Source organism: Stutzerimonas stutzeri (assembly GCF_024448895.1).
Taxonomy (GTDB): Bacteria; Pseudomonadota; Gammaproteobacteria; order Pseudomonadales; family Pseudomonadaceae; genus Stutzerimonas; species Stutzerimonas stutzeri_Q.
The window spans coordinates 19,772-44,397 of sequence record NZ_JAMOIC010000008.1 but is presented as its reverse complement, the minus strand read 5'-3'; the positions used below and the strand labels follow the sequence as shown (position 1 = coordinate 44,397).

Genomic DNA, 24,626 nt, shown 5'->3' with positions numbered 1-24,626 from the left:
AAAATACAATAAGTGTTCATTATCTCGGATAGCTGGGCCTGATAAGGAGACAAGAAATGAGTTCAGAAAAAGCGCAATTCAAAGTAATCGCCGACCGTAGCCGTTGCTGTGGATATGGTTTGTGCGCGGCCGTCTGCCCGAGTATCTACAAGCTTGATGCCGATGGCCTTGTGTATCTCGACAGCGACCTCGTTCCGGCAGAGCTCGAAGAGGAAGCCCGCGAAGGTGCGGCGGCCTGCCCTGCCGAAGCGATTTGGCTCGAAGAAATCAAATGAACGACGAATTGGCCTGAGCGCTAGCAGGAACGTTCAGGGCAGATCGGAAGTATCGGGAGGACACAATGGCAGGTCGCTTACAAAACAAGGTTGCGTTGATCACCGGTACTGGCGGCGGGCAGGGCAGGGCTGCGGCGCTGCGTTTCGCTCAGGAAGGCGCCATTGTGGTCGGTTGTGACTTCAACGGGCCGGCTCACGAGGAAACCGCTGCGCTGATGCAGGAGCAGGGTTTTCGTTTATATGGAATGGCGCCGCTGGATCTTGGCGATCACGAACAGGCCAAGGCCTGGATCGACGCCGCCGTGGCTGAGCATGGTCGCATCGACATCCTTTATAACAACGCTTCGGCCGCGCGTTTTGGCGCGGTTAGCGAGATGTCGATCGAGGACTGGCACTACACCATCCGTAATGAGTTGGATCTGCTGTTCTACACCACCAAATACGCTTGGCATCATCTCGCCGAGCAGCGTGGTGTGATTATCAATATTTCGTCCACTGCAGCCTGGGGCGGCTCCAAGGTCGCTGGCATCTCGGCGCATTCGGCTGCCAAGGGTGCGGTGGTGTCCTTTACCCGCCAGCTCGCGGTAGAAGGTGCGCCGGTGGGCATACGGGCGGTCAGTCTGAGCCCAGGGTTCGTCGCGACGCCTGGTACCCGTGCGTTTCTGGAGAATCCTGAAGCGCGTGCAGCGTTGCTTGACGGTGTGCTGATGGACCGTCCCGGTGAACCTGAAGAGGTGGTAGCCATGGCACTGTTTGTGGCTTCCAGCGAGGCTTCGTTCATTACCGGATCGGATTTCGTCATAGACGGCGGGCTGCTCGCAATCTAGCAGTGCTCGTGCGGGCGCCGATGGCGTCCGCGGAAACCTAGAACAACAAGAGGTGAATTCTCGTGGATATCATCGGCATCGGTTACATGGGCTTCGAAACCACCAAACTCGATGAGTGGCGTGACTATGGCCCAAACGTTATGGGCTTCGGGATCGGCCGCAGTCCCGAGAGCGACCCCGATTCGATTTATTTCAAGATCGATGATCGTCGCCATCGTTTTGCCTTCCACCCGGGTAAGGTCGACCGTCTCGCCTATATAGGCTGGGAGGCGATCGGACGGATGGCCTTCGAGGATGCGTTGAAGAAATTCACCGCTGCCGGCGTCGAATTTACCCGCGGTGATGCGGAGCTGTGCGAGAAGCGCGGCGTGCGAGAACTGATCCGTTTTCGCGATCCGGTCGGCTATCAGCATGAGCTTTTCTACGCGCAAAAGTGGACGCCACGCTCCTTCATGCCGGGTCGCTGCCATGGCGGCTTCGTTGCCAACGAGCGCGGTGCCGGCCATGTGGTAGTGATCACGCCGGAGTACGGCCCCGAACTCGAGAATTTCCTGATCAACGTGATGGGCTTCAGCTGGTATGGCGCGGGAGCCGGCAAGGGCCGCACCGGGTTCTTCCGTTCCAAGCTGAACCATCACACCAGTCATGACATCGCATACGGGTTCGGTCCGGGCCGTATGGGTGTGCAGCATGTCGGTATTGTCGTCGACAGCATCCGCGACGTTGGCGAGACGTATGACATCGTGCGTAAGCGCGAGCTGCCGATGATGATGACGCTCGGCCAGCATGCCCAGGACCCGCACGTGTCCTTCTACCATTTCACGCCTTCGGGCTTCGCCATCGAAACCATTGCCGAGATCGAGCCATGGCAGGGCGATCCGTTCGAACTCAATCCAGAAGTGCTGAGCGTATGGGGGCACGAAATGGTTGGCCCTATCCTCGGCCCGAGCGTGAAAACGCCTGAAGAGGTACTCGACGCGGAATACTTGGCCAGTAAGCGCTGAGATGCGTATCGCGCGCGTGGCAGTTGCCGGCGAGGCTGTCTGGGCCTTGCTGGATGCTGACAACGTTCGCTTGCGAGTCATTCGAGCGCCTTTCGCGGAGTGGGCGCCTTTGCTCGGCGAGCAAGGGGAAGCGGCGCTGGATCTCGACGCCGAGTGGATTCCTCTATCGGCTTGCCGCCTGCTACCGCCACTTCAGCCTGGCGGGCGGATCTTCGGCGTAGGCCTCAACTACCTGAGCCATCTCGAGCGGCTAGGTAGTAGAGCGCCGGCACATACCCTGGCGTATTCGATTCCGGAATCCGCGCTGGTTGGCGCGGGCGATGACATTCAATTCCCCGCAGTGACCCGCGAGCTTGATTATGAGGTCGAGCTGGTCGCGGTGGTCGCGCGTCCCTTGCTGGACGAGCCGCAGGCGAGCGCGTGCTTGCTTGGCTATACGGTTGGCAACGATATCAGCGCACGGGATGCGGGCCGGCAGATCGGCCGTCTCGATCTGCTTACGCAAAAGGCTATGGATCGCACTACGCCAGTTGGCCCCTGGATAGTCACGCTCGATGAGCTTGGTGGTCCCGGTCAGCCGGCACTGAATCTGCAACTGAGCGTTAACGGCGAACAGCGTCAGCAAGACAGCACCAAGAACATGATTTTCCCAGTGGACGAGCTGCTGAATTACCTCGATGCACGGATAACACTTCGCGCCGGAGACTTGGTTTTCACTGGCTCGACCCATGGCGTGGCGCTGGAAACGGGTAATTTCCTTGAGCCCGGTGATCAGCTCGACGCGCGTATCGATGGAGTCGGTCGATTATGCAATCGGGTCGGTGAGCGGCGTGTGCTTCATCCGGGACGTGAAGTTGGGCGACTTGGGTTGCCTGCGGGTGATGACGTTAAAGGCTGAGCGCGCCAATTGTTCGCAAACTCGCGTGAAGGAGCTGCAATGAAAGAGGGATCACCCTGGGTTCCGTTCCGTCACCGAGTATTCCGAGGTCTCTGGTTTGCAGCCGCTGTTGTAAACCTGGCCATTTGGATGCAAACCGTAGGTGCGGCGTGGATCATGACGACACTTTCGTCGTCACCGCTGATGGTCTCGCTGGTACAAACGGCGATGACTCTACCCGTCTTTCTGTTTGGCCTGCCGGGTGGGGTAATTGCAGATCTGGTGGATCGCAGGCGCTGGTTGATCGTTACGCAAGCGGCCATGCTCGGCGCCGCCGCGATTTTGTGTCTGCTTGCTTATACGGGCTCGCTTGGGGCCTGGACTCTGCTGCTGCTCACCTTTGTTTTGGGCACGGGCAGCGCTTTGGGAATGTCCGCCTGGATGGTGACGATTGTCGATGTGTTGCCGCGAAGTGAGGTGCCGGCCGCAGTATCGCTCAATGGCATCGCGACCAATGCGGCCCGGGCATTGGGTCCCGCGATTGCAGGTGTCTTGATCGCCTATTGGAATGCTGCTTCGGTGTTTCTGGTCATCGCGCTGTGCATGACAGCCGTGATTTTGTTCATTCTCACCTTGAAATCAAGCCGCCAGATTCATGATCTGCCACCTGAAACCTTTAGCGGCGGCATGCGTAGCGGTTTACGTTATATCCGGCACTCGGCTGTCCTGTTCAATGCGTTAAAGCAGGTGTTCGTTTTCACCAGCTGTGCCAGCGCGCTATGGGCATTGATGCCTTTGGTTGCCAAGGATGAGTTGGGTATGGACGCCGGTGGGTATGGCTTGCTTATGGCGTTCATGGGAGGAGGGGCCGTATTAGCCGCTCTCAATCTAACGAAACTGTATCGCCGGTTTACATTGCGCACGCTCATTGCTTCAGGCGCGATCGCGTTTGCAGCCGCAACACTAGCTGCTGCGCTGACGCATAACCGCTACGTTGTGTACGCAATGTTGATTTTCGCTGGCATGGGCTGGATGGCGGTGAATGCGACCATTTCCACTGTAGTGCAAACCTACGCGGCGAACTGGGTGCGCGCCCGGGTCGCCTCGGTGTATTTATTGATGCTCATGGGTGCCATGGCGCTAGGCGGTGTGATGTGGGGTGCGTTGGCCGAGTATGTAGGTCTCAATAACGCGCTTATCATTTCTGCCGCGACCATTCTGCTGGGCCTTCTCGTCACCCGTAACGGCACGATAGAACTGGGTAACGAAGCCGATTTCGCTGAAGCACAGCAGACCGATAAGCTGGTGTTGGCCCGCGATGTTTCCCATTCCGATGGTCCGGTTTCGGTCGAAATCAGCTACCGAGTCAATGATGCCGAGCGCGAGCTTTTCGTCCGCACCGCATATGCCGTTGGTCAATCCAGGCGACGAAACGGCGCGCAGAATTGGCGGCTTTACCGCGACCTTGGTGAAGCGAATCTCTACGTCGAACGTTTCATCGTCGAATCCTGGCTCGAATATTTGCGACAGCGAGCTAGAGTCACCAGAGCTGACGAGTCGAGAGAGCATCGACTGCAGCGCTTCCGTTGCGACAGTCTTGCAACGCGTCGTTACATATACCAGGCGCCTCCTGGGATTGATCTCTGAAGACTAGTACTCGCGAACCCGTATGTGGAATTAGTTGCGATGTTTAATTCTCGGTATAGAATGCATCTCAAGGCGAGCATGGTTAGGGATCTGCATGAACAGCAACGAAGTTTTGGATTTGAACGATCAAAAGGTCACTAATGCTGTTCTGGTCAAGCCGGTGGCTAATGCGATTCGTATCTTGCGGCATCTAAGTCAAGTCGGTACGCCCGAACGCTCCGTTGATATAGCACGCCAGCTTTCAATCAATCCAAGCACCTGTTTCAACATCCTGCGTACGTTGGTCGCGGAAGACGTGGTGGATTTCAATCTTATGTCGAAGCGCTATTCGGCAGGGATAGGGCTGGCGCGTCTTGTTGAGCAGTTGGTGACGCAGGGGCAGCGGGTACAGCTGGCGAAGCCGTTATTACAGAGTTTGGCTGCGAGGCAGAGCATCACTGTCACGTTGTGGCGGCGCCTGGGTGCGGACCGTATTGTGATCGTCAGCTCTGCGGCGAGTCCCACGGACGTTCGTATCGATATGGCCGAGGGGCAGCGTCTGCCGATGTTGATGGGTGCCAGCGGCAGGTTGTTCGCTACTCAAATCGAACTCGACAGTCCCGAAACACGCGCGACCTACGACAGCATCCGCTGGGCTCGGCCGATGCCTTTCGATATGTACCGGGAGGAAGTGCAAGAGGCTCAGAAGCGTGGCTGGGCGACAGATGACGGCCATTTTTCGGTGGGCATTCTTGCTGTTGCGGCGCCTGTCTTTTCGCCCGACGGTAGCATCGACTTCACGGTTTCGGCAGTGATGTTCCGCGGCCAGCGTGACGAGGAGGGCATCGCCGAATTGGGTGATGCCCTCGTCGAATTCTGCGGCGAACTAGCCGGCGTTCTCTTCTAAATTATTCCCGAACCAGCAAAAGGCTGCCGCCCAATGGGCCGCCGCCAGCAGCCACTGCACAGACGCGGTTCTCTGTAGTCTGCCGCCCCTCGGCTCGCCCCCACAGCTGCAGGCAGGCTTCATGCACATAGCCCAGGCCGTGGGTACGACCGCCGGAGAGCTGACCGCCGTTGGTGTTGATGGGCAGTTCGCCATCAAGGGCGATACGCTGACCTCCCTCGACGAATGCGCCGCTTTCGCCGGTCGGGCAGAGTCCCAGCGCCTCCAGCCAGATCATGGTGAGGATTGAAAAACCGTCGTATAGCTGCGCCGAGTCGACGTCCTGTGGAGCATAGTCTGTGCGGTCCCACATCATCCGCCCTACGTCGAAGGCCGCCATCTGGGTAAGCGAGATCTGATCCCAGGACCACGGCTGATTCAAGGCCGCTCCAATGGACTCGATGCGAATCGGTGTGTTGCGTGTGTCGCGCGCCGCATCCCGCCGTGACAGCACGATGGCGGTCGACGCATCGCAATGTACATCGCAATCGAACATGCGCAGCGGAGTCGAAATCATCCGCGATGCCATGTAGTCGTCCATGGTCATTGGCGTTCGATAGAGTGCCTTGGGATTGCGCATCGCGTTGCGGCGACAGGTCAATGCTATCTGGGCCAGCTGTTCGGGTTGCGTGCCGTACTCATGAAAATGACGCTGCGCGTAGAGCGCCATCAGGTTGATGCCAGACAGCACGTTGAATGGCGTGAACCATTGCCATGCGAAGCTGCTGTCGCGGCCCTGGGTCTTGTTGGTGAGTGCGCCGGCCTGCTTGTTCGTCATGCGGGCTGATGCTTCGGTGATGGTGCGAAATACCAGCACGTGTTTACACAGGCCTGCTTCGATGGCCATGGCTGCGTTGATCACGCCGGCCAGTGGCCCGGGGCCTTCGTAGCCCGCACCGAACCAATTGACATTCAGACCCAGTACACTTTTGAGGGCGCTTGGGCCAACGGGCGAGAAGGGGTCGCCATTGTTGTTGTCCCCCGGCCAGCACGCGACGCCATCTATGTCGCTACGCTCCAGACCTGCATCAGCAATGGCTTCCAGGCAGGCGTCCAGCGTCAGGCGCATAGCTGACAGCGATGATGGGCGACCGATTTCCGACTGGCCAATGCCAGTGATGGCGACTTGTTTATCGTATCGACGATCGAACATTCATTGATCCCTTTCGAACATGGGCAGCCAGACATCCTCGACGTTCAGGAAGCTGACCCGGACTGGCATGTCGATATGCACCTGTTGCGGATCCATCCCAATAATATTGCTGACGAAGCGCAGACCCGATTGCTCGATCAGCTCGATGATCGCTACCACGTAAGGCACATCGAGTTCGGCGGTCCATGGTTGGTAGTTAAGCGTGTAGCTCACCACCGTTCCTTTACCTGAGACTGAGCGTGGGCCGACCTCGAAGCTTGCACAGCGAGGGCATATGGGGCCGGGAGGATGGAAAAACTGAGAGCATGCTTCGCAATGATGAATCAGCAATTCGCCTTGCTTGCCTCCCTGCCAGAAAGCGAGGGTATCGGCGTTCAACGCGGGTAGTTTTCTCGGCATCGACATTTCCATCCAGGTGCGCGTCTTTCGGCTACGTTATCATTTGTACATAAAATCGAAAAGTGTCATATTTCGTTTGGAGTTGGCATTGCTTCGAGCGGTGCGTCGTGGAACAAAAACAAGAGGATTTCAATATGTCCCAGTCTTTGCAGGACAAGACCGTTGTCGTCACAGGCGGCTTCGGCGTGCTTGGAAGAACCCTTGGCGATTTGCTTCTGGCCAGAGGCGCCCGGGTGGTGCTGCTTGACCGCGCCGAGCCGTCCGGTTCGTTACCAGAGGCGGCACAGCTGCATGCCATCGGCGGCGTTGACCTGACGTCCGTCGACGCGGCAGCGGAGGCATTTAACAGGGTAGTCGAGCACTTCGGGCGCATCGATGGATTGGTCAACGTAGCCGGCGGTTTCGCCTGGGAAACGCTTGAATCCGGAAGCCTCGACACCTGGGATCGCATGTATCAAATGAACGTGCGCACTGCGGTAGTGGCCTCCCAGACGGCGCTGCCCCATCTCACTGCAACCGGCGCGGGTCGGATCGTCAACGTCGGCGCGCTGGCCGCACTCAAGGCCGGCATGGGTATGGGCGCCTACGCGGCGTCCAAGGCTGGCGTGGTTCGTCTCACCGAGGCGCTGGCAGAGGAGGTCAAGGACCGGGGCGTGACTGTCAACGCCGTACTGCCGAGCATCATCGATACGCCGACCAATCGCGCCGACATGCCGGACGCCGATACTGATCGCTGGGTATCTCCAACAGCGCTGGCATCGGTGATCGCGTTTCTCCTGTCGGACGAAGCGGCCGCCGTAACCGGCGCCTGCCTGCCTGTGAGTGGTCGCGTATGAGACTCGTAACCTATATCGATGGCGCCGGCTTCGAGCGCGCCGGGGCATTGATCGAAAACGATGGGCTGATTGTCGACCTGCAGACTGCCTATCGCAGCATGCAAGGTCGCGAGAGCCCCGAATTCGCCAGCGTTCTGGCGTTGGTCGAAGGCGGCGAGCAGGCGCTCGAACAAGCTCGGGCGCTAGTAGCCAAGGCGCCTTCTGAGGCTGTCATCGAACGCGCCGTGGTCAAGCTGCGAGCGCCGATCCAGCCGCCGCCGCAGATGCGTGACTGTTCATGCTTCGAACTGCATCTCAAACAGAGTTTCGCGGCCGCCAGGCGCGCGCGTGCCCTGCGTACGCCGGACCCGGAAGCAACGCTGAAAGCGATGAACACGGGGGCCGATGATCGGGTAATCGAGACCTTCAATCGACAGCCCATCTACTACAAATGCAACCGCTTTGCGGTAGTCGGTATCGACGATGAGTTTCAGTGGCCGAGCTTTAGCAAGGCACTGGATTTCGAGCTGGAATTCGGCTGCTACATCGGTAAGCGGGGCAAGGACATAAGCCGTGACGCAGCCCGCTCGCATATTGTCGGCTACACCATTTTCAACGACATGAGCGCGCGCGACGCGCAGGCGAAAGAAATGTCTGGAATGCTTGGCCCGGCCAAGAGCAAGGATTTCGATACGGCCAATATCATGGGGCCCTGCCTGGTCACCTCTGATGAGCTAGGCGATCCCTATGACCTGGAAATGGTGGCGCGGGTGAACGGCGAAGAATGGGGGCGCGGTAACACTCGAGACATGCGCTGGCAATTCGAAGACGTCATCGCCCATGTTTCACGCTCGGAAACGCTGTACCCCGGCGAATTCCTCGGTTCCGGCACTGTGGGCAATGGTTGCGGGCTGGAGCAGCTGCGCTATCTCAAGCCGGGAGACCTGGTGGAGCTGGAAGTGCAGGGTATTGGCGTGCTGCGAACTCGAGTCGGCACGGCCATCAACAACGAATGAGCTAGCCTCGCCGGGTTTCAGCAGCAAGATGTCACATAAATAATATGGGCATGTAGTGTACATTTTAGAGAAAAGTGTCTTATATTCAGTCTGTCTCAATCGCCCTTAGCGGCTATGCCTATAAACAGGAGGCAATCATGCTAACAACAACGAGCCCCGTATTGTCCGATGGAACCAAGGTCTCGGATTTAATCTACCCAGCGACACGTGAAGTACAAATGCGTGTCCTGAGCGACCGGGAGATCTATGAGCTGGAGATGGAAAAGATCTTCGGCAAGATCTGGGTCCTGCTCGGCCACGAATCTGAAATCCCTAACTCCGGCGATTTCATCGTGCGCGACATGGGCTCGGACTCGGTGATTGCCGCCCGAACTAAAGAAGGCGAAGTTCACGTCTCGCTCAACGTCTGCCCGCACCGCGGCATGCGCATCAGCACCGCTGATTGCGGTAATACACAAATTCACAAGTGCATTTACCACGGTTGGGCGTTCCGGCCCAATGGTGACTTCATCGGCTCGCCAGTCGAGCGCGAGTGCATGCACGGCAAGATGATGGCCAAGGAAGAACTGGGTCTGAAAAAGGCGCGCGTAACGCTTTATGGCGGTCTGATCTTCGCAACCTGGAACGTCGACGGCCCGTCTTTCGATGAGTTCCTGGGCGACGCCAAGTGGTATTACGACATGCTCTTCTGCCGCAGCGACAAGGGCATGGAGGTACTGGGCCCACCGCAGCGGTTCATCGTGAACGCCAACTGGAAGACCGCTGGCGAACAGTCCGCCGCCGATGGCTTCCATACCCTGACCTTGCACCGCTGGCTGGGTGAAGTGGGCAACTACGCCAAGAAAGGCGAAGGCGAGGGCGAGGGTACCGACCTGAGTCCAGAAATGATCGGCGTTGAGATCAGCTCTCCCCACGGCCATGCACTCCGTTGTATCGATCTGGCGCGCAAGATCAAGCGCCTGACGGGCCTGGATCCAGCGACCTTGTCGGTCGAGGAAAAACTGAACGCGCTGCCACCTGCCGGCATGACGTGTGACATGGTCGAGCAGCTGGCGCGTAATTTGAGTGAAGATCAGCTCAAGGTGCTGACCAGCATGCCGCCGCAGGTGGGAGGCATGTTCCCGAATATCCTGTTTGGCTTCGTATATATCCCGCAGCCGGATGGCAGCGTAGTTGGCTCCATGACCCTACACGCCTATGTTCCTCAAGGGCCGGATAAGCTTGAGTTCGTCAACTGGGTGTTCGCCGAGAAGGATGCGCCGCCAGAGCTTCGTGAAAAAATGCTCAAGCAGACTATCCAGCTTTTCGGCACATCCGGCATGGTCGAGCAGGACGACTCAGATACTTGGCCACACATGACTCACGCCGCTAAGGGCGCGATGGGGCGCAAGAGCACTCTGAAGTATCAAGCCTGCTTCGAAACCGGCGCCCCGGAAGGATGGCCTGGCCCTGGCATCGTCAACGAAGGCTTTACCAAAGACGATACCCAGTGGCACTGGTGGCAGTACTGGCACGAACTGATGACCGCTTCGGACGAAAAATAGGCACTCGCTGGCCCGGGTCACGACAATAAAAAGTAATGGAGATTTCCATGGCAGAAGTTCAACAACGCGGCGAGGACCAGATCCAGCCGGGCTCTCCGGTCGGTATCAAGCGTGTGCCGGTCGGGGCGGATATTTACAACCAGGCCGTGACCTTCCTTTACGAGGAAGCAACGCTACTGGATCAGATTCGTCTGCAGGAATGGGCAGCACGGCTTGATACCGATCTGATCTATACCGTGCCGCTGCGGCATACCCGCACCCAGTCCGAGCTGTCGGCGAGCATCGTGCGTACCGTTCAGCATTACCACGATGACTATCGGTCGATCATGGGGCGTGTGCTTCGCCTTTCCGGCAAGAGTGCCTGGGCGGAAGATCCGCCGTCGCGTACCCGGCGGCTGGTGACGAATGTGTTCGTCGAGGAAACCGCCAACCCTGATGAGTATGTGGTGACCAGTTATCTGCTGTTGACGCGCAGCCGGTTCAAGGACCACCACGTCGACATCATCAGTGGTGAGCGTCGCGACGTGCTGCGTATGCGCGAAGACGGCTTCAAGCTGGCGCGGCGCGAAGTCATTATCGACCAGGCCGTTCTGGGCACTCCAAACCTCGCTGTATTCCTCTGATGACGAGCCCGCACCTCTTTCGGGGTGCGGGCCGTCTTATGCGCAATTCGTCCTTCGCTATGATCCTCGGCTGTTCAGCCAATCCTGATCACTAGCACACAGTTGTTCTTGCGACGATTCGAAATCCCACGTCGAACCCTTCATGCGTATGGCTTGTTCCGCTCGCTTGGGTTGCTGGCTATAGCAGAGGCCGCTCGGGACTGCATGTATCTGCCTGTCCAGGTCACGTTCCCGTCCCAACGAAATGAGCGTACAGCGGCGCAGTATCAAAGCAGCTTCCGCTTCCTCTTCCGACAATGTTTGCAACGCCCAGCGCGCCATCCCCTCGCGTAGATTGACTCCGGCGTAAGTCTCGGGAGCCTCGATAAGCGGACCATTCACGGACCAGTCCAGTTTCCAGTCCTGATCTCGCGTCAATCTCGCGATTGTTCGATTGTCGACCCGGCCAGGAATCTCGATATCGTAACGACGCCTGCGACTCTGACGGGCAGCTGCGGCAATCGCCAGCCCTGCCAGATCGAGTAGATGCGTGCACTGGTGCGTTGCGTCCGTCTGGCGTGTTACCGAATGGGCGACCCGGCTGAGCGGCATGCCGACCAGGCGCTCAAGGGGCTCGGTTGCCTGCAGGCAAGCGGTGTAGGGGTACCGTATCGCTTCACCACCGACAGCAATCAGTGCGCCGGCTTGGTATTTCGCCCATACGCGAAAGTGGTGAAAGTCATCTTCGAGAGCCGCGCGAACTTCACCTTCGCCGTGTTCTTCGCTGGTCACTATGTCCACTCGGCGGCGAAACGTACTCATCTAGTTATCCTTTTATTACTGAATAATGCCCGATGATGCGGACAAGAGTATATTTGAACACTATAGTAAAAATTGTCTATCTAACAACAAGAAAGGAGGGGCTATGAAACTGTTACGAGAGCGTGTGGCGCTTATCACTGGCGCGGGCGGCGGTATAGGTCGAGGTGTGGCGTTGAGCTTCGCCAAGGCGGGCGCTGCGGTGGTAGTTGCGGAGCTGGACGAACAAAGCGGCGCAGCCGTTGCGCAAGAGCTGAAAGCGTTGGGCGCCAGGGCGCTCTTTGTGAAGACCGATGTTTCCAGCAAGGAAGACATCGAGGCGGCCATTCAGGCTGCCGTGGATGAATTCGGTGGGCTCGATGTCCTGGTGAACAACGCCTTCGCGCCTACGCCCAACGTCCTGCTTGAAGATAAGACCGATGAGATGCTGGCCCAAACGCTTAACTCCACGGTATGGGCGGCCTGGTGGGCGATGAAGGCTGCGCTGCCTCATATGAAGGCACGCGGCGGTGGAAAGATAGTCAACTTCTACTCCATCGACACCGAGATCGGTGCGTGGCTGCATGGCGATTACAACACCGCCAAATCAGCCATCGTCGGCTTGACCCGCAGCGCTGCCTCGGAGTGGGGGCGATTCAATATTTGCGTCAATGCCGTAGCGCCCACAGCCATGGGCGCTACCTTTCATAAGCTGGCGGCGGAAAACCCGGGGTTCGCTGAAATGTCGGCCTCGATGAGGCCATTGGGACGCTGTGGCGATCCGGAGGAGGATATCGGCCCGGTAGTCGTATTCCTGGCATCGGAGATGTCGCGTTTCATTACTGGCGAGACCATTCACGTGGATGGCGGCCTGCACTTGCCGGGCTACAACTCCCGCCCTAAAGACGTTCCAGTTCGGGAGTACTGAAACAATTGTGGGCGCAGCTCTCGCTGCGCCCACATGCCATTCCCATTCCTTAGCCCGCCCCGGTTGCTTTGCGAGGCGGGAAAGGGGCTGTGTCCAGCCCCTCGCAGCATTCTTAGCGCTTATCGACCTTGATATCCGTGTCTTCCCAGTCCCAGGTCGAGGCTGTTTTACCTTCGTCCCGAAGGAGGTATTTCAACACTCGCCCCTGGGGATTTTTCGGCAGCGTCCCGCGGAATTCGATGTACCGTGGCAGCGCGTAGTAAGGCACCGAGTCGGTAGCCCACCTGAATAACTCTTCTGGCTGAAGCGTCGCGCCATCGTGCAATACCGCGGTGACCTTTACGTCATCTTCACCCTTGTCCGACGGAACGGCGTGTACCGCAACTTCGGAAATGCCCGGGTGCACGGCGAAGGCGGCCTCCATCTCGAAGCTGGAAATGTTCTCGCCACGCCTGCGCAGGTAGTCCTTTTTCCGGTCGACGAAATAGAAGAAGCCGTCGTCATCGAACTTGCCGATGTCGCCCGTGTGGAACCACATGTTGCGCATCAGCTTCAGGGTGTCCTCCGGACGCTGCCAATAGCCTTGGAACATGATGTCCGGGCGCAGCGGGCGCACCACAATCTCACCGGACGTGTTCGCCGGTACTTCACGATCTTCATCATCGACAATACGTACATCGAAGTCCGGGATGCGCTTGCCTGACGAGCCAGGCGCCGCATATTCGCCACCCGCAAGCGAGGTAATCACGCAGGCCTCGGTGAGACCGTAGCCATTACCGCCTACCAGCTTGGTGCCGAAGCGCTCACGCCATATTCTCTTGGTCTCCTCGGTATATGGATTGCCGCGAGCCGTATGGATCTGGCCATAACACCGCTTCATCGCGTCGTTTTCAGGCGCCTTTGCCAGCAGCCCGCCCATGCCACCGAGAATTGACGCAATGGTGGCGCCGGAGCGTTCGACTTCTTGCCAAAAGTTGGAAACGGAGAAGCGCGGCAGTATCGCTGCCCGCGCGCCCACCAGAATGCTGGCAATAATCGACACGCACAGGGCATTCATATGGAACAGCGGCAGCGGCGTGATGGTTACGTCGTTCTCGTTCGCAGGTCCGGCCCGCAATTGCAGGCGCGCCAGGTTGCACATGAAGTTGTAGCTGATCATGCAGCCTTTCGATGGTCCCGTGGTTCCTGAGGTGTAGATGAGGCAGGAGAGATCGGATGGCTGAGGCTTGGTCTCGAAAGGCGTTTCGTCATGGCCGCGGAACTCATCCAGCGAAGCGACCGAAATGGCGCACTCAGGAAGCGATTCCAGCTGGCCACGGTAAAGAATGCTCTGCACCTCAGGCAGTTTCGATGCAAGCGGCAGTATACGATCAAGATAAGCCGCCTCGCAGATCACCACCTTGGTATTGGTGTCGGCTATTTGGTGGCGCAAAAACTCGCCCTTCAAGGCGGTATTGATCGGCACGCTAACGGCGCGAAGCTTGTTGATCGCGAGCCATGTCACGACGGCGTCGATGTTGTTGTTCAGCATCGTCAGTACCGTTTCGCCTGCCTGCACACCCAGCGAAGCCAACGAACGAGCCATTTTGGTGGAAAGTAGATCAGTTTCTCTGTATGTGTATAACTCACCACTAAAATCAAGCAGAACCTTGTCTGGATGCCGCGCCACAGCGCGCTCAAGCGCTGCGATAACAGTGTCTCTTTCGCCTACTGCCCAGGTGTCTGAATTTCCCGTGCCGCTCATGGCTCTTCTCCTTGTGGGGCGCCGCCAGTCGCTGGATCGCCCGATGTTATTTTGAAGGGAGAATTCGATTCTAAATACAAATTCACAGAATGTCTTTAGGCAAAAGTTGAACAAATCTAGATTATGTTGCCTATTTCATATGCTAGTGTTGCGTATCTTTCTTGTTATGAGCCCGTGCACCCATGCCAAAGCGCGCAAATCAGCTTGCTGAAGCAGCGTCACCTCCGTCGAAAAAGAAGGCCGCACCCCGTGTGAAACCTGTGAGTACCGTCAAGAAAACCGTTCGTCAGGGCATTGGCGTTTCATCTTCTGGCGCCAAGGTAAAACCCAACCGCCGGTCGGAAGAGACAATCTCCAATATCCTCGCGGCCACCGAAGAAGTAGTGCTGCGATCAGGTGCTGATCGCATTTCGATCCTTGACGTGTGCCAGGTCGCCGGTGTTTCCCGTGGGACGTTCTATCGATACTTCTCGTCGCAAGACGACCTGCTCGATACCTTCTCCAGACACAAGCGCGACAGTTTCCATACATCGCTGACCCAGGCGTTGGGAGATATCGCCGATCCGGATGCGCGGCTCAACGCGCTTATCGTCTATTTGGACAATTACCTCGAGCAAAGTCGCGCGCAGCGCCTGCTGACGGTCGCGCCTGAATATGCGCTGGGGTTCTTCCGCCGAATTTTCCATGACTCCATTGTTCGTTTCCAAGATGTGCTCGACATCGTTTTCGACGAGTGGGACGAGCGACTTGGCGTCAGGCTTGATCGCGAATTGATCAGCGAACTGATCATCCGCTATGTGATGAGCGAGACGCTGGTGTCCGAGTCAGCGAACCGTCGCATGCTTCCCGTTCGTGTGAAGAAGCTGATCGCGGCCCTGACAATCGGATCGACCTCGCGCTCGCGCCGCTAGTCCGTCACTACCCGCTACACCTAAAGCAGAGCTCTCCTCCCGAGGGTTCTGTTTTTTTTTGCGCGCCATTTTTTTCAGCCGAAATGCGAACGGAACCGCGATTCGAGCGCTTTTACGTTCCTGTGTGGTGATGGCTTCCGCAGGGAGGCGCTCTAGAACACTGCTTCCGGCGTAGCTATAAAAATAAATTGAACAGTTTTTTGATTTATGACCAGATTAATTTTATGATCTGTCCATGGGGCTTGCACGCTGCCGTTCAGGGGCAGTAGACCCCGGTTATACGGCGCAGCTGCACTGCGCTACACATAATTTTAAAAAGTGCCAATTTCTGAGGTAACCGGACATGCTTATTGATCTTCACGCCCACGCGCCACACCCTGATTACTACGACCAGCATCCCCATTGGGGGCCGGCTTTTGAGTCGCAGCCCGATGGCGATATCAAGTTGCGTGTTGGTGAGTGGATTCTTTCTCTAGGCGCACCAGAACGTAAGAAAGCCCTGCGCGAGGCCCATGCCCGCGGCGAGACCTTGAACGTCGAAGAGTACATGGCCAAATGGCGCGACCCGAGCAACCGCCTCGCGGCTATGGATGCGGCGGGGCAGGATGCTCAGGTTCTGTCCGTTCCAAGCCATTGCTACATGTATTGGACCGAAGCCGAGTTCGCTGTCCCGTTCGCTCGCAAGGTCAACGACGTGATGGCTGAGTATTGCTCGGCAGCGCCCAACCGGCTGATGTTCTGGGCGCACGCTCCGCTGAACGTACCCCTTGAAGCGGCCAAGGAAATCCGCCGTGCCTGCAACGAACTGGGAGCGAAAGGCCTGAGCGCCGGTGGCTCTAACTTCGGCGGGCTGGAATATGACTCGCCAGAGCTTGATCCGGTCTGGGAAGCGTTGTGCGAAGTGGACCTGCCGATTTTCGTTCACGGATACAACCAGTCCGTGACCTGGGGCAAGGACGCCAATACCGATAGGTATGAAACGACCGCGATCCTCGGCATGAATTACGACGAAACCAAATGCCTGTGGTACCTCATTAACGGCGGAGTGCTCGATCGCTTCCCGAAACTGAAGATTTACATCACCCACGGTGGCGGCTTCGTTCCTTATCAGCTGGGTCGGCTTGCCCAGACCAACCCGAACCTAGACGTTTTCCACAACAAAAAGCCATTCCTAGATTACCTGCCCAACTTCTATTTCGACGTGGAGCTGCACGAGCTTCCCATGCGTCAGGCCATGGTCGATGTCATCGGCGCGGATCGGGTTCTTTATGGATCGAACTTCGGTGGCAGCGACGCAGTCCGCCACGACCTGACCGAGGGGCTGCGCCTATCGGACGAAGACCTGCAGAAAATCCGCTGGAAGAACGCGTGCGAATTGCTGCGCCTTGATCCCGCTAAAGTCGGGAAGGTTGGTGTCTGATGAAGCTGGCGCGTTGTTCCCACAATGAGGGAGAACCCTTTTGGGCGATCGTCGATATCCAACAGGACGAAGTCACTCCCATTGTCGGCCCGTTCTCCGAGTGGGCTCCTGCCATCGCCCAAGGCAAGGGAGTCAGTGCGTTGCGTTTGCTGGGGCGGCCAGCGCCGCTTTCCCAGGTTCGCTTGTTACCGCCGATCGAGCCCGTTAATCGAGTGGTTGTCGCTGGGGCGAATTACACCAAGCACCTCGCCGAGGATTTTGGCCTCAGCGCGCCGGTACAGCCCGTGGCCTTCCTCAAGGCCTACGGTGCACTCATTGGAGCCCACGATCCGATTCGCTTTCCGCCGCTGACCGAAAAGCTCGATCACGAGGTCGAGCTGGTGGCAGTCATTGGCAGCAGCGAAATCGACCTGGCTGATCCCTTGGGTTGCGTCCTGGGATATACCGTTGGCAATGATGTAAGCGCCCGCGACCTGCAGCTCAGCGGTCCGCCGGGCATCGGAATGGATCTATTCGCTGCCAAAAGCCAGGACAAGACCACCGGACTTGGTCCGTGGATCGTCACCAAGGATGAGTTCCCGGCGGGGTCTCCAGCTCTCAGGCTGACTTTGAAAGTAAATGGCGAAACCCGTCAGGACAGCTCTACCAGCGAAATGACCTGGAATGTTGGTGAGTTGATCAGTTTCGTCCACCAGCGCTCCAGTTTTGCTTGCGGTGACGTGTTGTTCACGGGGTCGCCGGCCGGAGTCGGGATGGGAACTGGCGTGTATTTAAACCCTGGCGATGTGGTCGAGGCGACCGTGGAAGGCATAGGTACGCTACGTAACGTAGTTGGCGAAAAGCCCAGCGTCTAAATCGAGAGCGAATTAAATGACTAATAAAGAAGACAAAATTGTAGTGGTTGGTGCCGGCTTGATGGGTACCGGCATTGCGCATGCATTCGCCAGTTCAGGATTCGCCACCTTGTTGGTGGATACTCACGCCGAGTCGCTCACTCGTGCCAAAGGCAACATCGAAAACATCCTCAGCACCGGCGTCAAGCTGGGAAAGATTACCGATGAGGTCGCCCAATCTTCGCTGGCGAATTTGATTACCTGTGGTGATTTGAGCGAGGCGGCGCTTGGCGCCAACTGGCTGGTGGAGACCGTTTCCGAACAGCTGGCCGTGAAGAAAGCCGTTCTCGGTCAGGCTGCGCCTCTGCTGGCACCGAACGCGATCATTGCGACCAATACTTCAGCGCTGAGCGTCACCGAGATTGCCGCATCGGTGCCCGGCTTTGCCGACCGGGTCGTTGGCATGCATTTCTTCAATCCAGTGCACAAGATGAAGTTGGTCGAACTGGTGCGCGGCCTAGCCACCACTGACGAGGTCGTCGTGCGTACCAAGGCCCTGTGCGATGCGATCGGCAAGACTTCGATCACCGTCAACGAGTCGCCCGGCCTTACTACCAGCCGCATGTCCGCTCTACTTGGTAACGAAGCCATGTACATGCTGCAGGAAGGCACGGCGACGGCCGAAGATATCGACACTGCGCTGCGCATGGGTTTCAACCATCCGATGGGGCCGCTGGAACTCGGCGATCTGACAGGTTGGGATACTCGCTTGTCGGTGCTGCGGTACTTGCACCAGACACTGGGAGAGAAATTCCGACCCTGTCCGCTGATCATCAAGATGGTTGCCGCCGGACGTCTGGGTCGCAAGACGGGGCATGGCGTCTATCGTTACGAGGACGGTAACCGAGTGCCGGGCTCCGGCCTCAAGGCGAGTGCGCTATGAAAGACATCGTAATTGTTGATGCGGTGCGGACGCCGGTCGGTCGTTTCCGTGGAAGTCTTGCGGGCGTGCGAGCCGACCATCTGGGTTCGCTGGTCATCGGCAAGCTGCTCGAGCGTGTCGACCTATCGCCATCGCAGGTCGACGATGTGATTTTCGGCTGTGTTACGCAGATCGGTGAGCAATCAGCAAACATCGCCCGCACCGCGCTTCTCGGCGCTGGCTGGCCGGTGACGATTCCGGGGCTGACACTCGACCGCAAGTGTGGCTCGGGCGAAGCTGCGGTGCATGCTGCGGCAGGCGCTATCGCGTCTGGTATGGCTGATGTCATCGTTGCAGGCGGTGCGGAAAACATGAGCCGCGTGCCCATGGGTAGCAATCGTGAAATCCACGGCGAAGCCTTTGGTTGGATGGCGGCAGAGCGTTACGAGCTGACGAGCCAGGGCGAGGCCTCCGAGCGGATGGCTGACAAATGGTCACTCAGTCGCGAAGCGTTGGACGACTACGCTTTCGAAAGTCATCAGCGTGCCGCGAAGGCAGCTGATGCGGGTTATTTCGATAGCCAGATCGTTCCGGTACCGGTCGAGTTGTTGCGTGAGCACGCGCTGACCGAACCAGCAGCTGATCTGGCGGCGGACGAAACCATCCGTCGCGATACCTCGAGGGAAAAGCTCTCGACGCTGAAAACCAGTTTCCGCCCGGAGAATGGACGGATCACTGCAGGTAATTCATCGCAGATATCCGATGGCGCTGCTGCGCTGCTGTTGATGTCCGCGGACACCGCCAAGCAGCTGGGCCTCAAGGCTCGCGCGCGCATCCGCGCCTTCGCGACCGTAGGTGCAGACCCAACACTGATGTTGACCGGCCCTATCGAGGCGACCAAAAAGGTGCTGGACAAGGCTGGTTTGTCCATCGATGACATCGATCTTTTCGAGGTCAACGAAGCCTTCGCGTCGGTACCGCTTGCCTGGATGCAAGAAACCGGTGTGCCGCATGACAAGCTCAACGTCAACGGCGGAGCCATTGCGTTGGGTCACCCGCTGGGTGCCAGTGGCGCGCGGCTGATGACTACGCTGCTCAATGAACTTGAGCGGCGGGGCGCCCGCTATGGCCTGCAGGCGATCTGTTGCGCTGGCGGCCTGGGTACTGCAACGATTATCGAGCGGCTCGACTGATCTTCCGACAGTGAGGTAGCGGCTATGGCGCGCGTGTCTTTCGTTCCGCTGGATGAAATGCCGAAAGAGTTGCGTAGCGCCGTTGCGCGCGGCCAGCAAAGTCGAATGCTGAGCTCGCCCAGACCTGTTCAGGTCTGGGCGCATCGGCCCAGTGCAGCATTAGCCTGGCTTGGTTTGCTGGAAAGCCTGCATCAGGACAGCCTGCTCGATGAGCGCCTGCGTGAATTAGTGCGCCTGAAAATCGCCAGCATCACCACCTGCCAAGCGTGCCAACTCGCTCGTAAATCCGACCAAGTGACGGAAGATGACATCGCCTGTCTTTCTTCAGATAGCGATCGTTTCGAGCCGTCTGAAAGAGCTGCTTTGATCTTCGCTGAATTGTTCGCCAGCGATTACATGGCCATCAGCGACGAACACTATGCGCGTCTCGCCGAGTTCTTCTCCGTGGCTCAAGTGGTCGAACTGAACATGTATTGCGCGCTGATGCTGGCGGGCGGTCGGATGACCTATGTGCAGCAGGCGTATTGAGCGGGGCGACGCCCTGGGATGGATGTGGAGCAGACCGTCCAGTAAATTTGATCGAAATGTAAAAAGCCGTTCAATAAGTAGTCGGTTGAGCCTAGTATCTCGCCTATGCAGGCGGCTTTTAGACGCAACGGCGTATGCCTGAACAATAACAAGGAGAAGAACAATGTCTACACAGGCGCGGGACAATCTAGGCAAGGCGTTCGCGGACGTCGCCAGCAACTATCGTGGAAGCGATGTGGACCTTCATGCGGTATATCGCGAGATGCGCATGAATTCGCCGGTTCTTGAAGAAAACTTCATGGCGCGTCTGGGGGTGCCGAGCATCGCCGGGCTGGACGCCAACCGCCCTACGTTCACCTTGTTCAAATACAACGATGTCATGGCAGTGATGCGCGATGCCAGCAACTTCACCAGCGGTTTTATCGCTGAAGGCCTGGGCGCGTTTTTTGACGGGCTGATCCTCACGGCGATGGATGGAGACGCGCACAAGAACATTCGCAACCTGCTGCAGCCGGTGTTCATGCCCGAAACCGTCAACCGCTGGAAAGAAACCAAGATCGACCGCGTTATCCGCGAGGAATACATTAAGCCGCTGGTGCCGAGCAAAGGCGGCGATCTGATGGACTTTGCCCTGTATTTTCCGATTCGGGTTATCTATTCCCTGATCGGCTTCCCTGAGGATCGTCCGGACGAGATCGAACAATATGCTGCCTGGGCGCTGGCGATCCTTGCCGGCCCGCAAGTGGATCCGGAAAAAGCCGCCGCCGCGCGTGGTGCCGCGATGGAAGCTGCTAAGGCGCTGTACGACGTCGTCAAGGTGGTAGTGGCTGAGCGCCGCGTCTCCGGCGCTGAAGGGGATGACCTGATCAGTAGGCTGATCCGTGCAGAGTATGAGGGTCGCTCGCTCGATGATCATGAAATAGCAACCTTTGTGCGTTCGCTGCTGCCGGCGGCCAGCGAAACAACTACGCGTACGTTCGGTACGCTGATGACGTTGTTGCTCGAGAACCCTGACGTACTGGAGCGGGTGCGCAACGATCGCAGCCTGGTTTCCAAGGCCATCGATGAAGCGGTGCGGCTGGAGCCCGTCGCCACCTTCAAGGTGCGTCAGGCAGCTAAGGACATGGAAATCCGCGGTGTGCAGATTCCCAAAGGGGCTATGGTGCAGTGCATCGTCACCTCGGCGAACCGTGATGAGGATGCCTTCGAGCACGGCGACGTATTCGACATCGACAGACGACCAAAACCCTCGTTCGGCTTTGGTTTTGGGCCGCATATGTGCATCGGGCAATTCGTCGCGAAGACGGAACTCAACTGCGCACTGAACGCGATCCTCGACCTTATGCCGAATATCCGCCTGGATCCTTCGAAGCCTGCACCAGAGATTATCGGCGCTCAGTTGCGCGGGCCTCACTACCTCCACGTCCTCTGGGATTGAGGCACGGGCTTACTGCCCTCACGCCACATCCAGCCCTTTCCTGCCCCGCAGGGAAGGGCGCCTGCCTTGTTGTTTTCCCCTCGTTGAATCCCGTGGTGTCTGGTAACAGTAAAAGAATGTGTTCGCTCTCAAGATTAGATTTGAACACAATCTAAATATGTGTTTAATTTGATCGCAACGTGTTCTATGCTTTGAACACAACAACAAACCCATTTGCGAAGGGGAAGAACAATGAAGGTTGAAGATCTCATTCTCGTCAGCGTTGATGACCATGCCATCGAGCCACCAAACGCCTTTGCTCGCCACATGCCTGAGCGCTTCAAAGGGCGCGAGCCTCATGTCGTCAAGCGCGGCGACCGTGATGTATGGGTTTTCGAAGAGCAGGCCACCGGCTACATGGGCCTGAACTCGGTAGTTGGCCGACCGAAGGAAGAGTACGGCATGGAGCCGTTGGGTTATGACCAGATGCGTCGCGGTACCTGGAGCGTCGCTGATCGTGTCGACGACATGAACGCCAACGGCGTGCTCGGCTCGCTGTGCTTCCCGACGTTCCCAGGTTTTGCCGGTCAGCGTTTCCAGAATCATCCGGATCGCGCCGTGTCCCTGGCCGCGATCCAGGCCTACAACGACTGGCATCTGCACGACTGGTGCAACGCTGCGCCGGGCCGCTTCATTCCGCTGATGCTCGTTCCTTGGTGGGACATGCAGGCCGCCGCCGCCGAGGTTACGCGCCTGGCGAAACAGGGTGTGCATGCGCTGTCACTGTCGGACAATCCGGCGATCCACGGCTACCCGTCGATCCACAGCGATTACTGGGATCCGCTCTGGCAAGCCTGTTCGGATAATAACGTCGTGATCTGCTGCCACATTGGTACTGGTGTAAAGGCCAATCATGCCTCTGACCTTTCGCCAATCGATGCCTGGATCACGTCCATGCCTATTTCCATCGCCAACTCCGCGGCCGATTGGATCTGGGCACCGATGTGGAAGAAATTCCCCAACCTGCGCATGGCGCTGTCCGAGGGCAGCATCGGCTGGATTCCTTATCTGCTCGAGCGCGCCGATTTCACGCACCGCCACCACAACGCGTGGACCAACTCGAACTTCGGCGGGCAGATGCCCAGCGACATCTTCCACAAGCATTTCATCACCTGCTTCATCGAGGATAACTTCGGTCTGCAGAACCTGAAATTCATGAACGAAGACATGGTTACCTGGGAAAGCGACTACCCGCACTCGGATTGCACCTGGCCGAACTCGCCGGAGTCCGCATGGGAAGGGCTGCAGCACCTGTCCAAGGAAACCATCGACAAGGTCACCCACCTCAACGCCATGCGTGAATTCTCCTTCGATCCATTCTCCATTCATGGGCGCGAGAACTGCACGGTAGGCGAGCTTCGTAAGAAAGCGACGCACGTCAAGATCGAGCCCGCATTGGGGCTCGGCGGCGCCGACCACGGACGCAATGACGGCAAGCCGGTCACGTCGGGGGACATCAACGCGATGTTCGAGAAGGCTGATGCCGGAACTGCTCTCTAACAGGCCGTAAAAAGTATCGGCAAGGCGCGGCAACTCCCCGTTGGGGCAGGTTCATTTGCGATAGGTACTAACGCCTCGCGAGTGCGCCTGCCCTGGGGCTAGTTCTAGAGCCTTGCGCCCAGTTGATGAGCGTGCACATGTCTATCACTCAGTTCAGTTACAGCAAAATTCCCGCCGAGGCCGAGTCCCTTCGGGCTGAGGTGCGGGAGTTTCTAAAAAGCAATCTTGCCGACTATCCGGCGACAGCCAGAGCGCAGTCCTGGATGGGTTTCGATGCTGCCTTCAGTCGCAAGCTAGGCGCCCAGGGCTGGGTTGGCATGGCGTTGCCCGAGCAGTATGGCGGCGCCGCGGCAGGTCCGTTTGCGCGTTACGTGATCATCGAAGAGTTGCTCGCAGCCGGCGCGCCGGTTTCGGCGCATTGGATTGCTGACCGGCAGAGCGGACCGCTGATCAACCGATTCGGCACCGAGGCGCAGAGAGCGCGCTATCTGCCATCGATTTGCTGTGGTGAGAGTTATTTCTGCATCGGCATGAGCGAACCGAACTCCGGCTCCGATCTCGCTTCGATCAAGACTTCAGCTGTGCGTAATGACGCCGGCTGGCTGCTCAATGGGCAAAAGGTCTGGACGACCAACGCGCAGCACTCGCACTACATGATCGCCTTGGTGCGCACCGGTGAAAGACAAGCGGCGCGTCACGAAGGCATGTCGCAGTTCATTGTCGATCTTAAGTTGCCGGGCATCACCATTCGGCCAATCCGCGATCTTGCTGGCGGCGAGCATTTCAATGAGGTGTTCTTCGACAATGTGCAACTCGATGCAGACGCGCTGATTGGGACCGAGGGCAAAGGCTGGGACCAGGTAACGGCCGAATTGGCTTTCGAGCGCAGCGGCCCGGAGCGTTTTCTCAGCTGTATAGAGCTGCTCAAAACGTTGATCGCCGGGATGGGCACAGCGCCGGACGCTTTGCAAAGCCGCGAAATTGGGCGACTGACCGCGAAGCTGCTGACGTTGCGCAACATGTCGCTGGCAGTGACCTCACAATTGGCTGCCGGCGAACATCCAGCCTGGGCTGCGTCATGCGTGAAAGACCTGGGTAACCAGTTCGAACAGGAAATACCCGAGATCGCCCAATTGCTGCTCGAAGCTGAGCCTTGTCAGAACGGCGGTAGCGAACACGCGCAGGTTCTTGCCTACCTGACTCAAATGGCACCGTCTTTCTCACTGCGCGGAGGCACCCGCGAAATCCTGCGCGGGATCATCGCGCGCGGATTGGGGTTGCGATAATC

Annotated in this window: 24 protein-coding genes; 20 read left to right on the top strand and 4 right to left on the bottom strand. The window is 58.0% G+C overall.

Annotation, left to right across the window (positions count from 1 at the left end; genetic code table 11):
- Positions 1 to 56 precede the first annotated feature (56 nt).
- The 6 genes from NA619_RS11735 (at position 57) to NA619_RS11710 (ending at position 5,516) form a co-directional block, all read left to right on the top strand.
- Complete coding sequence (locus NA619_RS11735; protein WP_255962044.1) at positions 57 to 275, top strand: ferredoxin; 219 nt, start codon at positions 57 to 59, stop codon at positions 273 to 275.
- Between the two features lie 65 nt (positions 276 to 340).
- Entirely contained in the window at positions 341 to 1,102 is a 762-nt protein-coding gene (locus NA619_RS11730; protein WP_255962043.1) for an SDR family NAD(P)-dependent oxidoreductase, read from the top strand.
- Between the two features lie 62 nt (positions 1,103 to 1,164).
- A complete protein-coding gene (locus NA619_RS11725; protein WP_255962042.1) occupies positions 1,165 to 2,106 on the top strand; it encodes a VOC family protein in 942 nt (313 codons plus the stop codon).
- Between the two features lies 1 nt (position 2,107).
- A complete protein-coding gene (locus NA619_RS11720) occupies positions 2,108 to 3,004 on the top strand; it encodes a fumarylacetoacetate hydrolase family protein (protein WP_255962041.1) in 897 nt (298 codons plus the stop codon).
- Between the two features lie 39 nt (positions 3,005 to 3,043).
- The gene (locus tag NA619_RS11715; protein WP_255962040.1) at positions 3,044 to 4,630 is read left to right on the top strand and encodes an MFS transporter; all 1,587 of its coding nucleotides are present in this window, start codon (positions 3,044 to 3,046) and stop codon (positions 4,628 to 4,630) included.
- 94 nt (positions 4,631 to 4,724) lie between these two features.
- Positions 4,725 to 5,516: an IclR family transcriptional regulator gene (locus NA619_RS11710; RefSeq protein ID WP_255962039.1), complete on the top strand. Its 792-nt coding sequence runs from the start codon at positions 4,725 to 4,727 to the stop codon at positions 5,514 to 5,516.
- Between the two features lies 1 nt (position 5,517).
- Here NA619_RS11710 and NA619_RS11705 read toward each other — a convergent pair whose 3' ends face one another.
- Together NA619_RS11705 and NA619_RS11700 are read right to left on the bottom strand one after the other, a co-directional pair.
- The gene (locus NA619_RS11705) at positions 5,518 to 6,708 is read right to left on the bottom strand and encodes a thiolase family protein (protein ID WP_255962038.1); all 1,191 of its coding nucleotides are present in this window, start codon (positions 6,706 to 6,708) and stop codon (positions 5,518 to 5,520) included.
- On the bottom strand, positions 6,709 to 7,107 hold the full coding sequence (locus NA619_RS11700) for a Zn-ribbon domain-containing OB-fold protein (protein WP_255962037.1): 399 nt from the start codon (positions 7,105 to 7,107) through the stop codon (positions 6,709 to 6,711).
- 134 nt (positions 7,108 to 7,241) lie between these two features.
- On the opposite strand from NA619_RS11700, the gene NA619_RS11695 reads away from it, so the two are divergent.
- The 4 genes from NA619_RS11695 (at position 7,242) to NA619_RS11680 (ending at position 11,105) form a co-directional block, all read left to right on the top strand.
- Complete coding sequence (locus NA619_RS11695; RefSeq protein WP_255962036.1) at positions 7,242 to 7,943, top strand: SDR family NAD(P)-dependent oxidoreductase; 702 nt, start codon at positions 7,242 to 7,244, stop codon at positions 7,941 to 7,943.
- Entirely contained in the window at positions 7,940 to 8,938 is a 999-nt protein-coding gene (locus NA619_RS11690) for a fumarylacetoacetate hydrolase family protein (RefSeq protein WP_255962035.1), read from the top strand. Before NA619_RS11695 ends, NA619_RS11690 begins: the two co-directional genes overlap by 4 nt.
- 137 nt (positions 8,939 to 9,075) lie before the next feature.
- Complete coding sequence (locus tag NA619_RS11685) at positions 9,076 to 10,482, top strand: aromatic ring-hydroxylating dioxygenase subunit alpha (protein ID WP_255962034.1); 1,407 nt, start codon at positions 9,076 to 9,078, stop codon at positions 10,480 to 10,482.
- Between the two features lie 47 nt (positions 10,483 to 10,529).
- Positions 10,530 to 11,105, top strand: coding sequence for an aromatic-ring-hydroxylating dioxygenase subunit beta (locus NA619_RS11680; RefSeq protein ID WP_042928779.1), 576 nt, complete (start codon positions 10,530 to 10,532; stop codon positions 11,103 to 11,105).
- A gap of 57 nt (positions 11,106 to 11,162) precedes the next feature.
- Here NA619_RS11680 and NA619_RS11675 read toward each other — a convergent pair whose 3' ends face one another.
- A complete protein-coding gene (locus NA619_RS11675) occupies positions 11,163 to 11,906 on the bottom strand; it encodes a DUF2889 domain-containing protein (protein WP_255962032.1) in 744 nt (247 codons plus the stop codon).
- A 103-nt stretch (positions 11,907 to 12,009) separates the two neighbouring features.
- Between NA619_RS11675 and NA619_RS11670 the strand changes: the two genes are divergently transcribed.
- Positions 12,010 to 12,810, top strand: coding sequence for an SDR family NAD(P)-dependent oxidoreductase (locus NA619_RS11670; protein ID WP_003288984.1), 801 nt, complete (start codon positions 12,010 to 12,012; stop codon positions 12,808 to 12,810).
- A 112-nt stretch (positions 12,811 to 12,922) separates the two neighbouring features.
- On the opposite strand, the gene NA619_RS11665 is transcribed toward NA619_RS11670, so the two are convergent.
- Complete coding sequence (locus tag NA619_RS11665) at positions 12,923 to 14,554, bottom strand: ATP-dependent acyl-CoA ligase (protein WP_255962154.1); 1,632 nt, start codon at positions 14,552 to 14,554, stop codon at positions 12,923 to 12,925.
- Positions 14,555 to 14,814: 260 nt separating this feature from the next.
- On the opposite strand from NA619_RS11665, the gene NA619_RS11660 reads away from it, so the two are divergent.
- The 9 genes from NA619_RS11660 to NA619_RS11620 all read left to right on the top strand — a co-directional run bounded on the left by NA619_RS11660 (position 14,815) and on the right by NA619_RS11620 (position 24,624).
- Positions 14,815 to 15,465: a TetR/AcrR family transcriptional regulator gene (locus NA619_RS11660; RefSeq protein ID WP_376778236.1), complete on the top strand. Its 651-nt coding sequence runs from the start codon at positions 14,815 to 14,817 to the stop codon at positions 15,463 to 15,465.
- Between the two features lie 343 nt (positions 15,466 to 15,808).
- Positions 15,809 to 16,885, top strand: coding sequence for an amidohydrolase family protein (locus NA619_RS11655; protein WP_131648035.1), 1,077 nt, complete (start codon positions 15,809 to 15,811; stop codon positions 16,883 to 16,885).
- Positions 16,885 to 17,739, top strand: a complete 855-nt coding sequence (locus NA619_RS11650; RefSeq protein WP_255962030.1) for a fumarylacetoacetate hydrolase family protein — start codon at positions 16,885 to 16,887, stop codon at positions 17,737 to 17,739. The genes NA619_RS11655 and NA619_RS11650 overlap by 1 nt, the downstream gene beginning before the upstream one ends.
- Before the next feature lie 16 nt (positions 17,740 to 17,755).
- The gene (locus NA619_RS11645; protein ID WP_131648039.1) at positions 17,756 to 18,661 is read left to right on the top strand and encodes a 3-hydroxyacyl-CoA dehydrogenase; all 906 of its coding nucleotides are present in this window, start codon (positions 17,756 to 17,758) and stop codon (positions 18,659 to 18,661) included.
- Positions 18,658 to 19,833: a thiolase family protein gene (locus NA619_RS11640; protein WP_021207953.1), complete on the top strand. Its 1,176-nt coding sequence runs from the start codon at positions 18,658 to 18,660 to the stop codon at positions 19,831 to 19,833. Before NA619_RS11645 ends, NA619_RS11640 begins: the two co-directional genes overlap by 4 nt.
- 24 nt (positions 19,834 to 19,857) lie before the next feature.
- Positions 19,858 to 20,361: a carboxymuconolactone decarboxylase family protein gene (locus NA619_RS11635; RefSeq protein ID WP_255962029.1), complete on the top strand. Its 504-nt coding sequence runs from the start codon at positions 19,858 to 19,860 to the stop codon at positions 20,359 to 20,361.
- Between the two features lie 163 nt (positions 20,362 to 20,524).
- Positions 20,525 to 21,799: a cytochrome P450 gene (locus NA619_RS11630; protein WP_255962028.1), complete on the top strand. Its 1,275-nt coding sequence runs from the start codon at positions 20,525 to 20,527 to the stop codon at positions 21,797 to 21,799.
- A gap of 231 nt (positions 21,800 to 22,030) precedes the next feature.
- Complete coding sequence (locus NA619_RS11625) at positions 22,031 to 23,338, top strand: amidohydrolase family protein (RefSeq protein ID WP_042928790.1); 1,308 nt, start codon at positions 22,031 to 22,033, stop codon at positions 23,336 to 23,338.
- 137 nt (positions 23,339 to 23,475) lie between these two features.
- Positions 23,476 to 24,624: an acyl-CoA dehydrogenase family protein gene (locus NA619_RS11620; protein ID WP_255962027.1), complete on the top strand. Its 1,149-nt coding sequence runs from the start codon at positions 23,476 to 23,478 to the stop codon at positions 24,622 to 24,624.
- The last annotated feature ends 2 nt before the right edge of the window (positions 24,625 to 24,626 follow it).

Bases quoted from the DNA above. Each gene is read 5' to 3' on its own strand.
- NA619_RS11735 (WP_255962044.1), top strand. From the start codon at position 57: ATGAGTTCAGAAAAAGCGCAATTCAAAGTAATCGCCGACCGTAGCCGT.
- NA619_RS11640 (WP_021207953.1), top strand. From the start codon at position 18,658: ATGAAAGACATCGTAATTGTTGATGCGGTGCGGACGCCGGTCGGTCGT.
- NA619_RS11685 (WP_255962034.1), top strand. From the start codon at position 9,076: ATGCTAACAACAACGAGCCCCGTATTGTCCGATGGAACCAAGGTCTCG.
- NA619_RS11675 (WP_255962032.1), bottom strand. From the start codon at position 11,906: ATGAGTACGTTTCGCCGCCGAGTGGACATAGTGACCAGCGAAGAACAC.
- NA619_RS11690 (WP_255962035.1), top strand. From the start codon at position 7,940: ATGAGACTCGTAACCTATATCGATGGCGCCGGCTTCGAGCGCGCCGGG.
- NA619_RS11680 (WP_042928779.1), top strand. From the start codon at position 10,530: ATGGCAGAAGTTCAACAACGCGGCGAGGACCAGATCCAGCCGGGCTCT.
- NA619_RS11650 (WP_255962030.1), top strand. From the start codon at position 16,885: ATGAAGCTGGCGCGTTGTTCCCACAATGAGGGAGAACCCTTTTGGGCG.
- NA619_RS11670 (WP_003288984.1), top strand. From the start codon at position 12,010: ATGAAACTGTTACGAGAGCGTGTGGCGCTTATCACTGGCGCGGGCGGC.
- NA619_RS11645 (WP_131648039.1), top strand. From the start codon at position 17,756: ATGACTAATAAAGAAGACAAAATTGTAGTGGTTGGTGCCGGCTTGATG.
- NA619_RS11620 (WP_255962027.1), top strand. From the start codon at position 23,476: ATGTCTATCACTCAGTTCAGTTACAGCAAAATTCCCGCCGAGGCCGAG.
- NA619_RS11665 (WP_255962154.1), bottom strand. From the start codon at position 14,554: ATGAGCGGCACGGGAAATTCAGACACCTGGGCAGTAGGCGAAAGAGAC.
- NA619_RS11630 (WP_255962028.1), top strand. From the start codon at position 20,525: ATGTCTACACAGGCGCGGGACAATCTAGGCAAGGCGTTCGCGGACGTC.
- NA619_RS11730 (WP_255962043.1), top strand. From the start codon at position 341: ATGGCAGGTCGCTTACAAAACAAGGTTGCGTTGATCACCGGTACTGGC.
- NA619_RS11635 (WP_255962029.1), top strand. From the start codon at position 19,858: ATGGCGCGCGTGTCTTTCGTTCCGCTGGATGAAATGCCGAAAGAGTTG.
- NA619_RS11700 (WP_255962037.1), bottom strand. From the start codon at position 7,107: ATGCCGAGAAAACTACCCGCGTTGAACGCCGATACCCTCGCTTTCTGG.
- NA619_RS11625 (WP_042928790.1), top strand. From the start codon at position 22,031: ATGAAGGTTGAAGATCTCATTCTCGTCAGCGTTGATGACCATGCCATC.
- NA619_RS11655 (WP_131648035.1), top strand. From the start codon at position 15,809: ATGCTTATTGATCTTCACGCCCACGCGCCACACCCTGATTACTACGAC.
- NA619_RS11695 (WP_255962036.1), top strand. From the start codon at position 7,242: ATGTCCCAGTCTTTGCAGGACAAGACCGTTGTCGTCACAGGCGGCTTC.
- NA619_RS11715 (WP_255962040.1), top strand. From the start codon at position 3,044: ATGAAAGAGGGATCACCCTGGGTTCCGTTCCGTCACCGAGTATTCCGA.
- NA619_RS11710 (WP_255962039.1), top strand. From the start codon at position 4,725: ATGAACAGCAACGAAGTTTTGGATTTGAACGATCAAAAGGTCACTAAT.
- NA619_RS11705 (WP_255962038.1), bottom strand. From the start codon at position 6,708: ATGTTCGATCGTCGATACGATAAACAAGTCGCCATCACTGGCATTGGC.
- NA619_RS11720 (WP_255962041.1), top strand. From the start codon at position 2,108: ATGCGTATCGCGCGCGTGGCAGTTGCCGGCGAGGCTGTCTGGGCCTTG.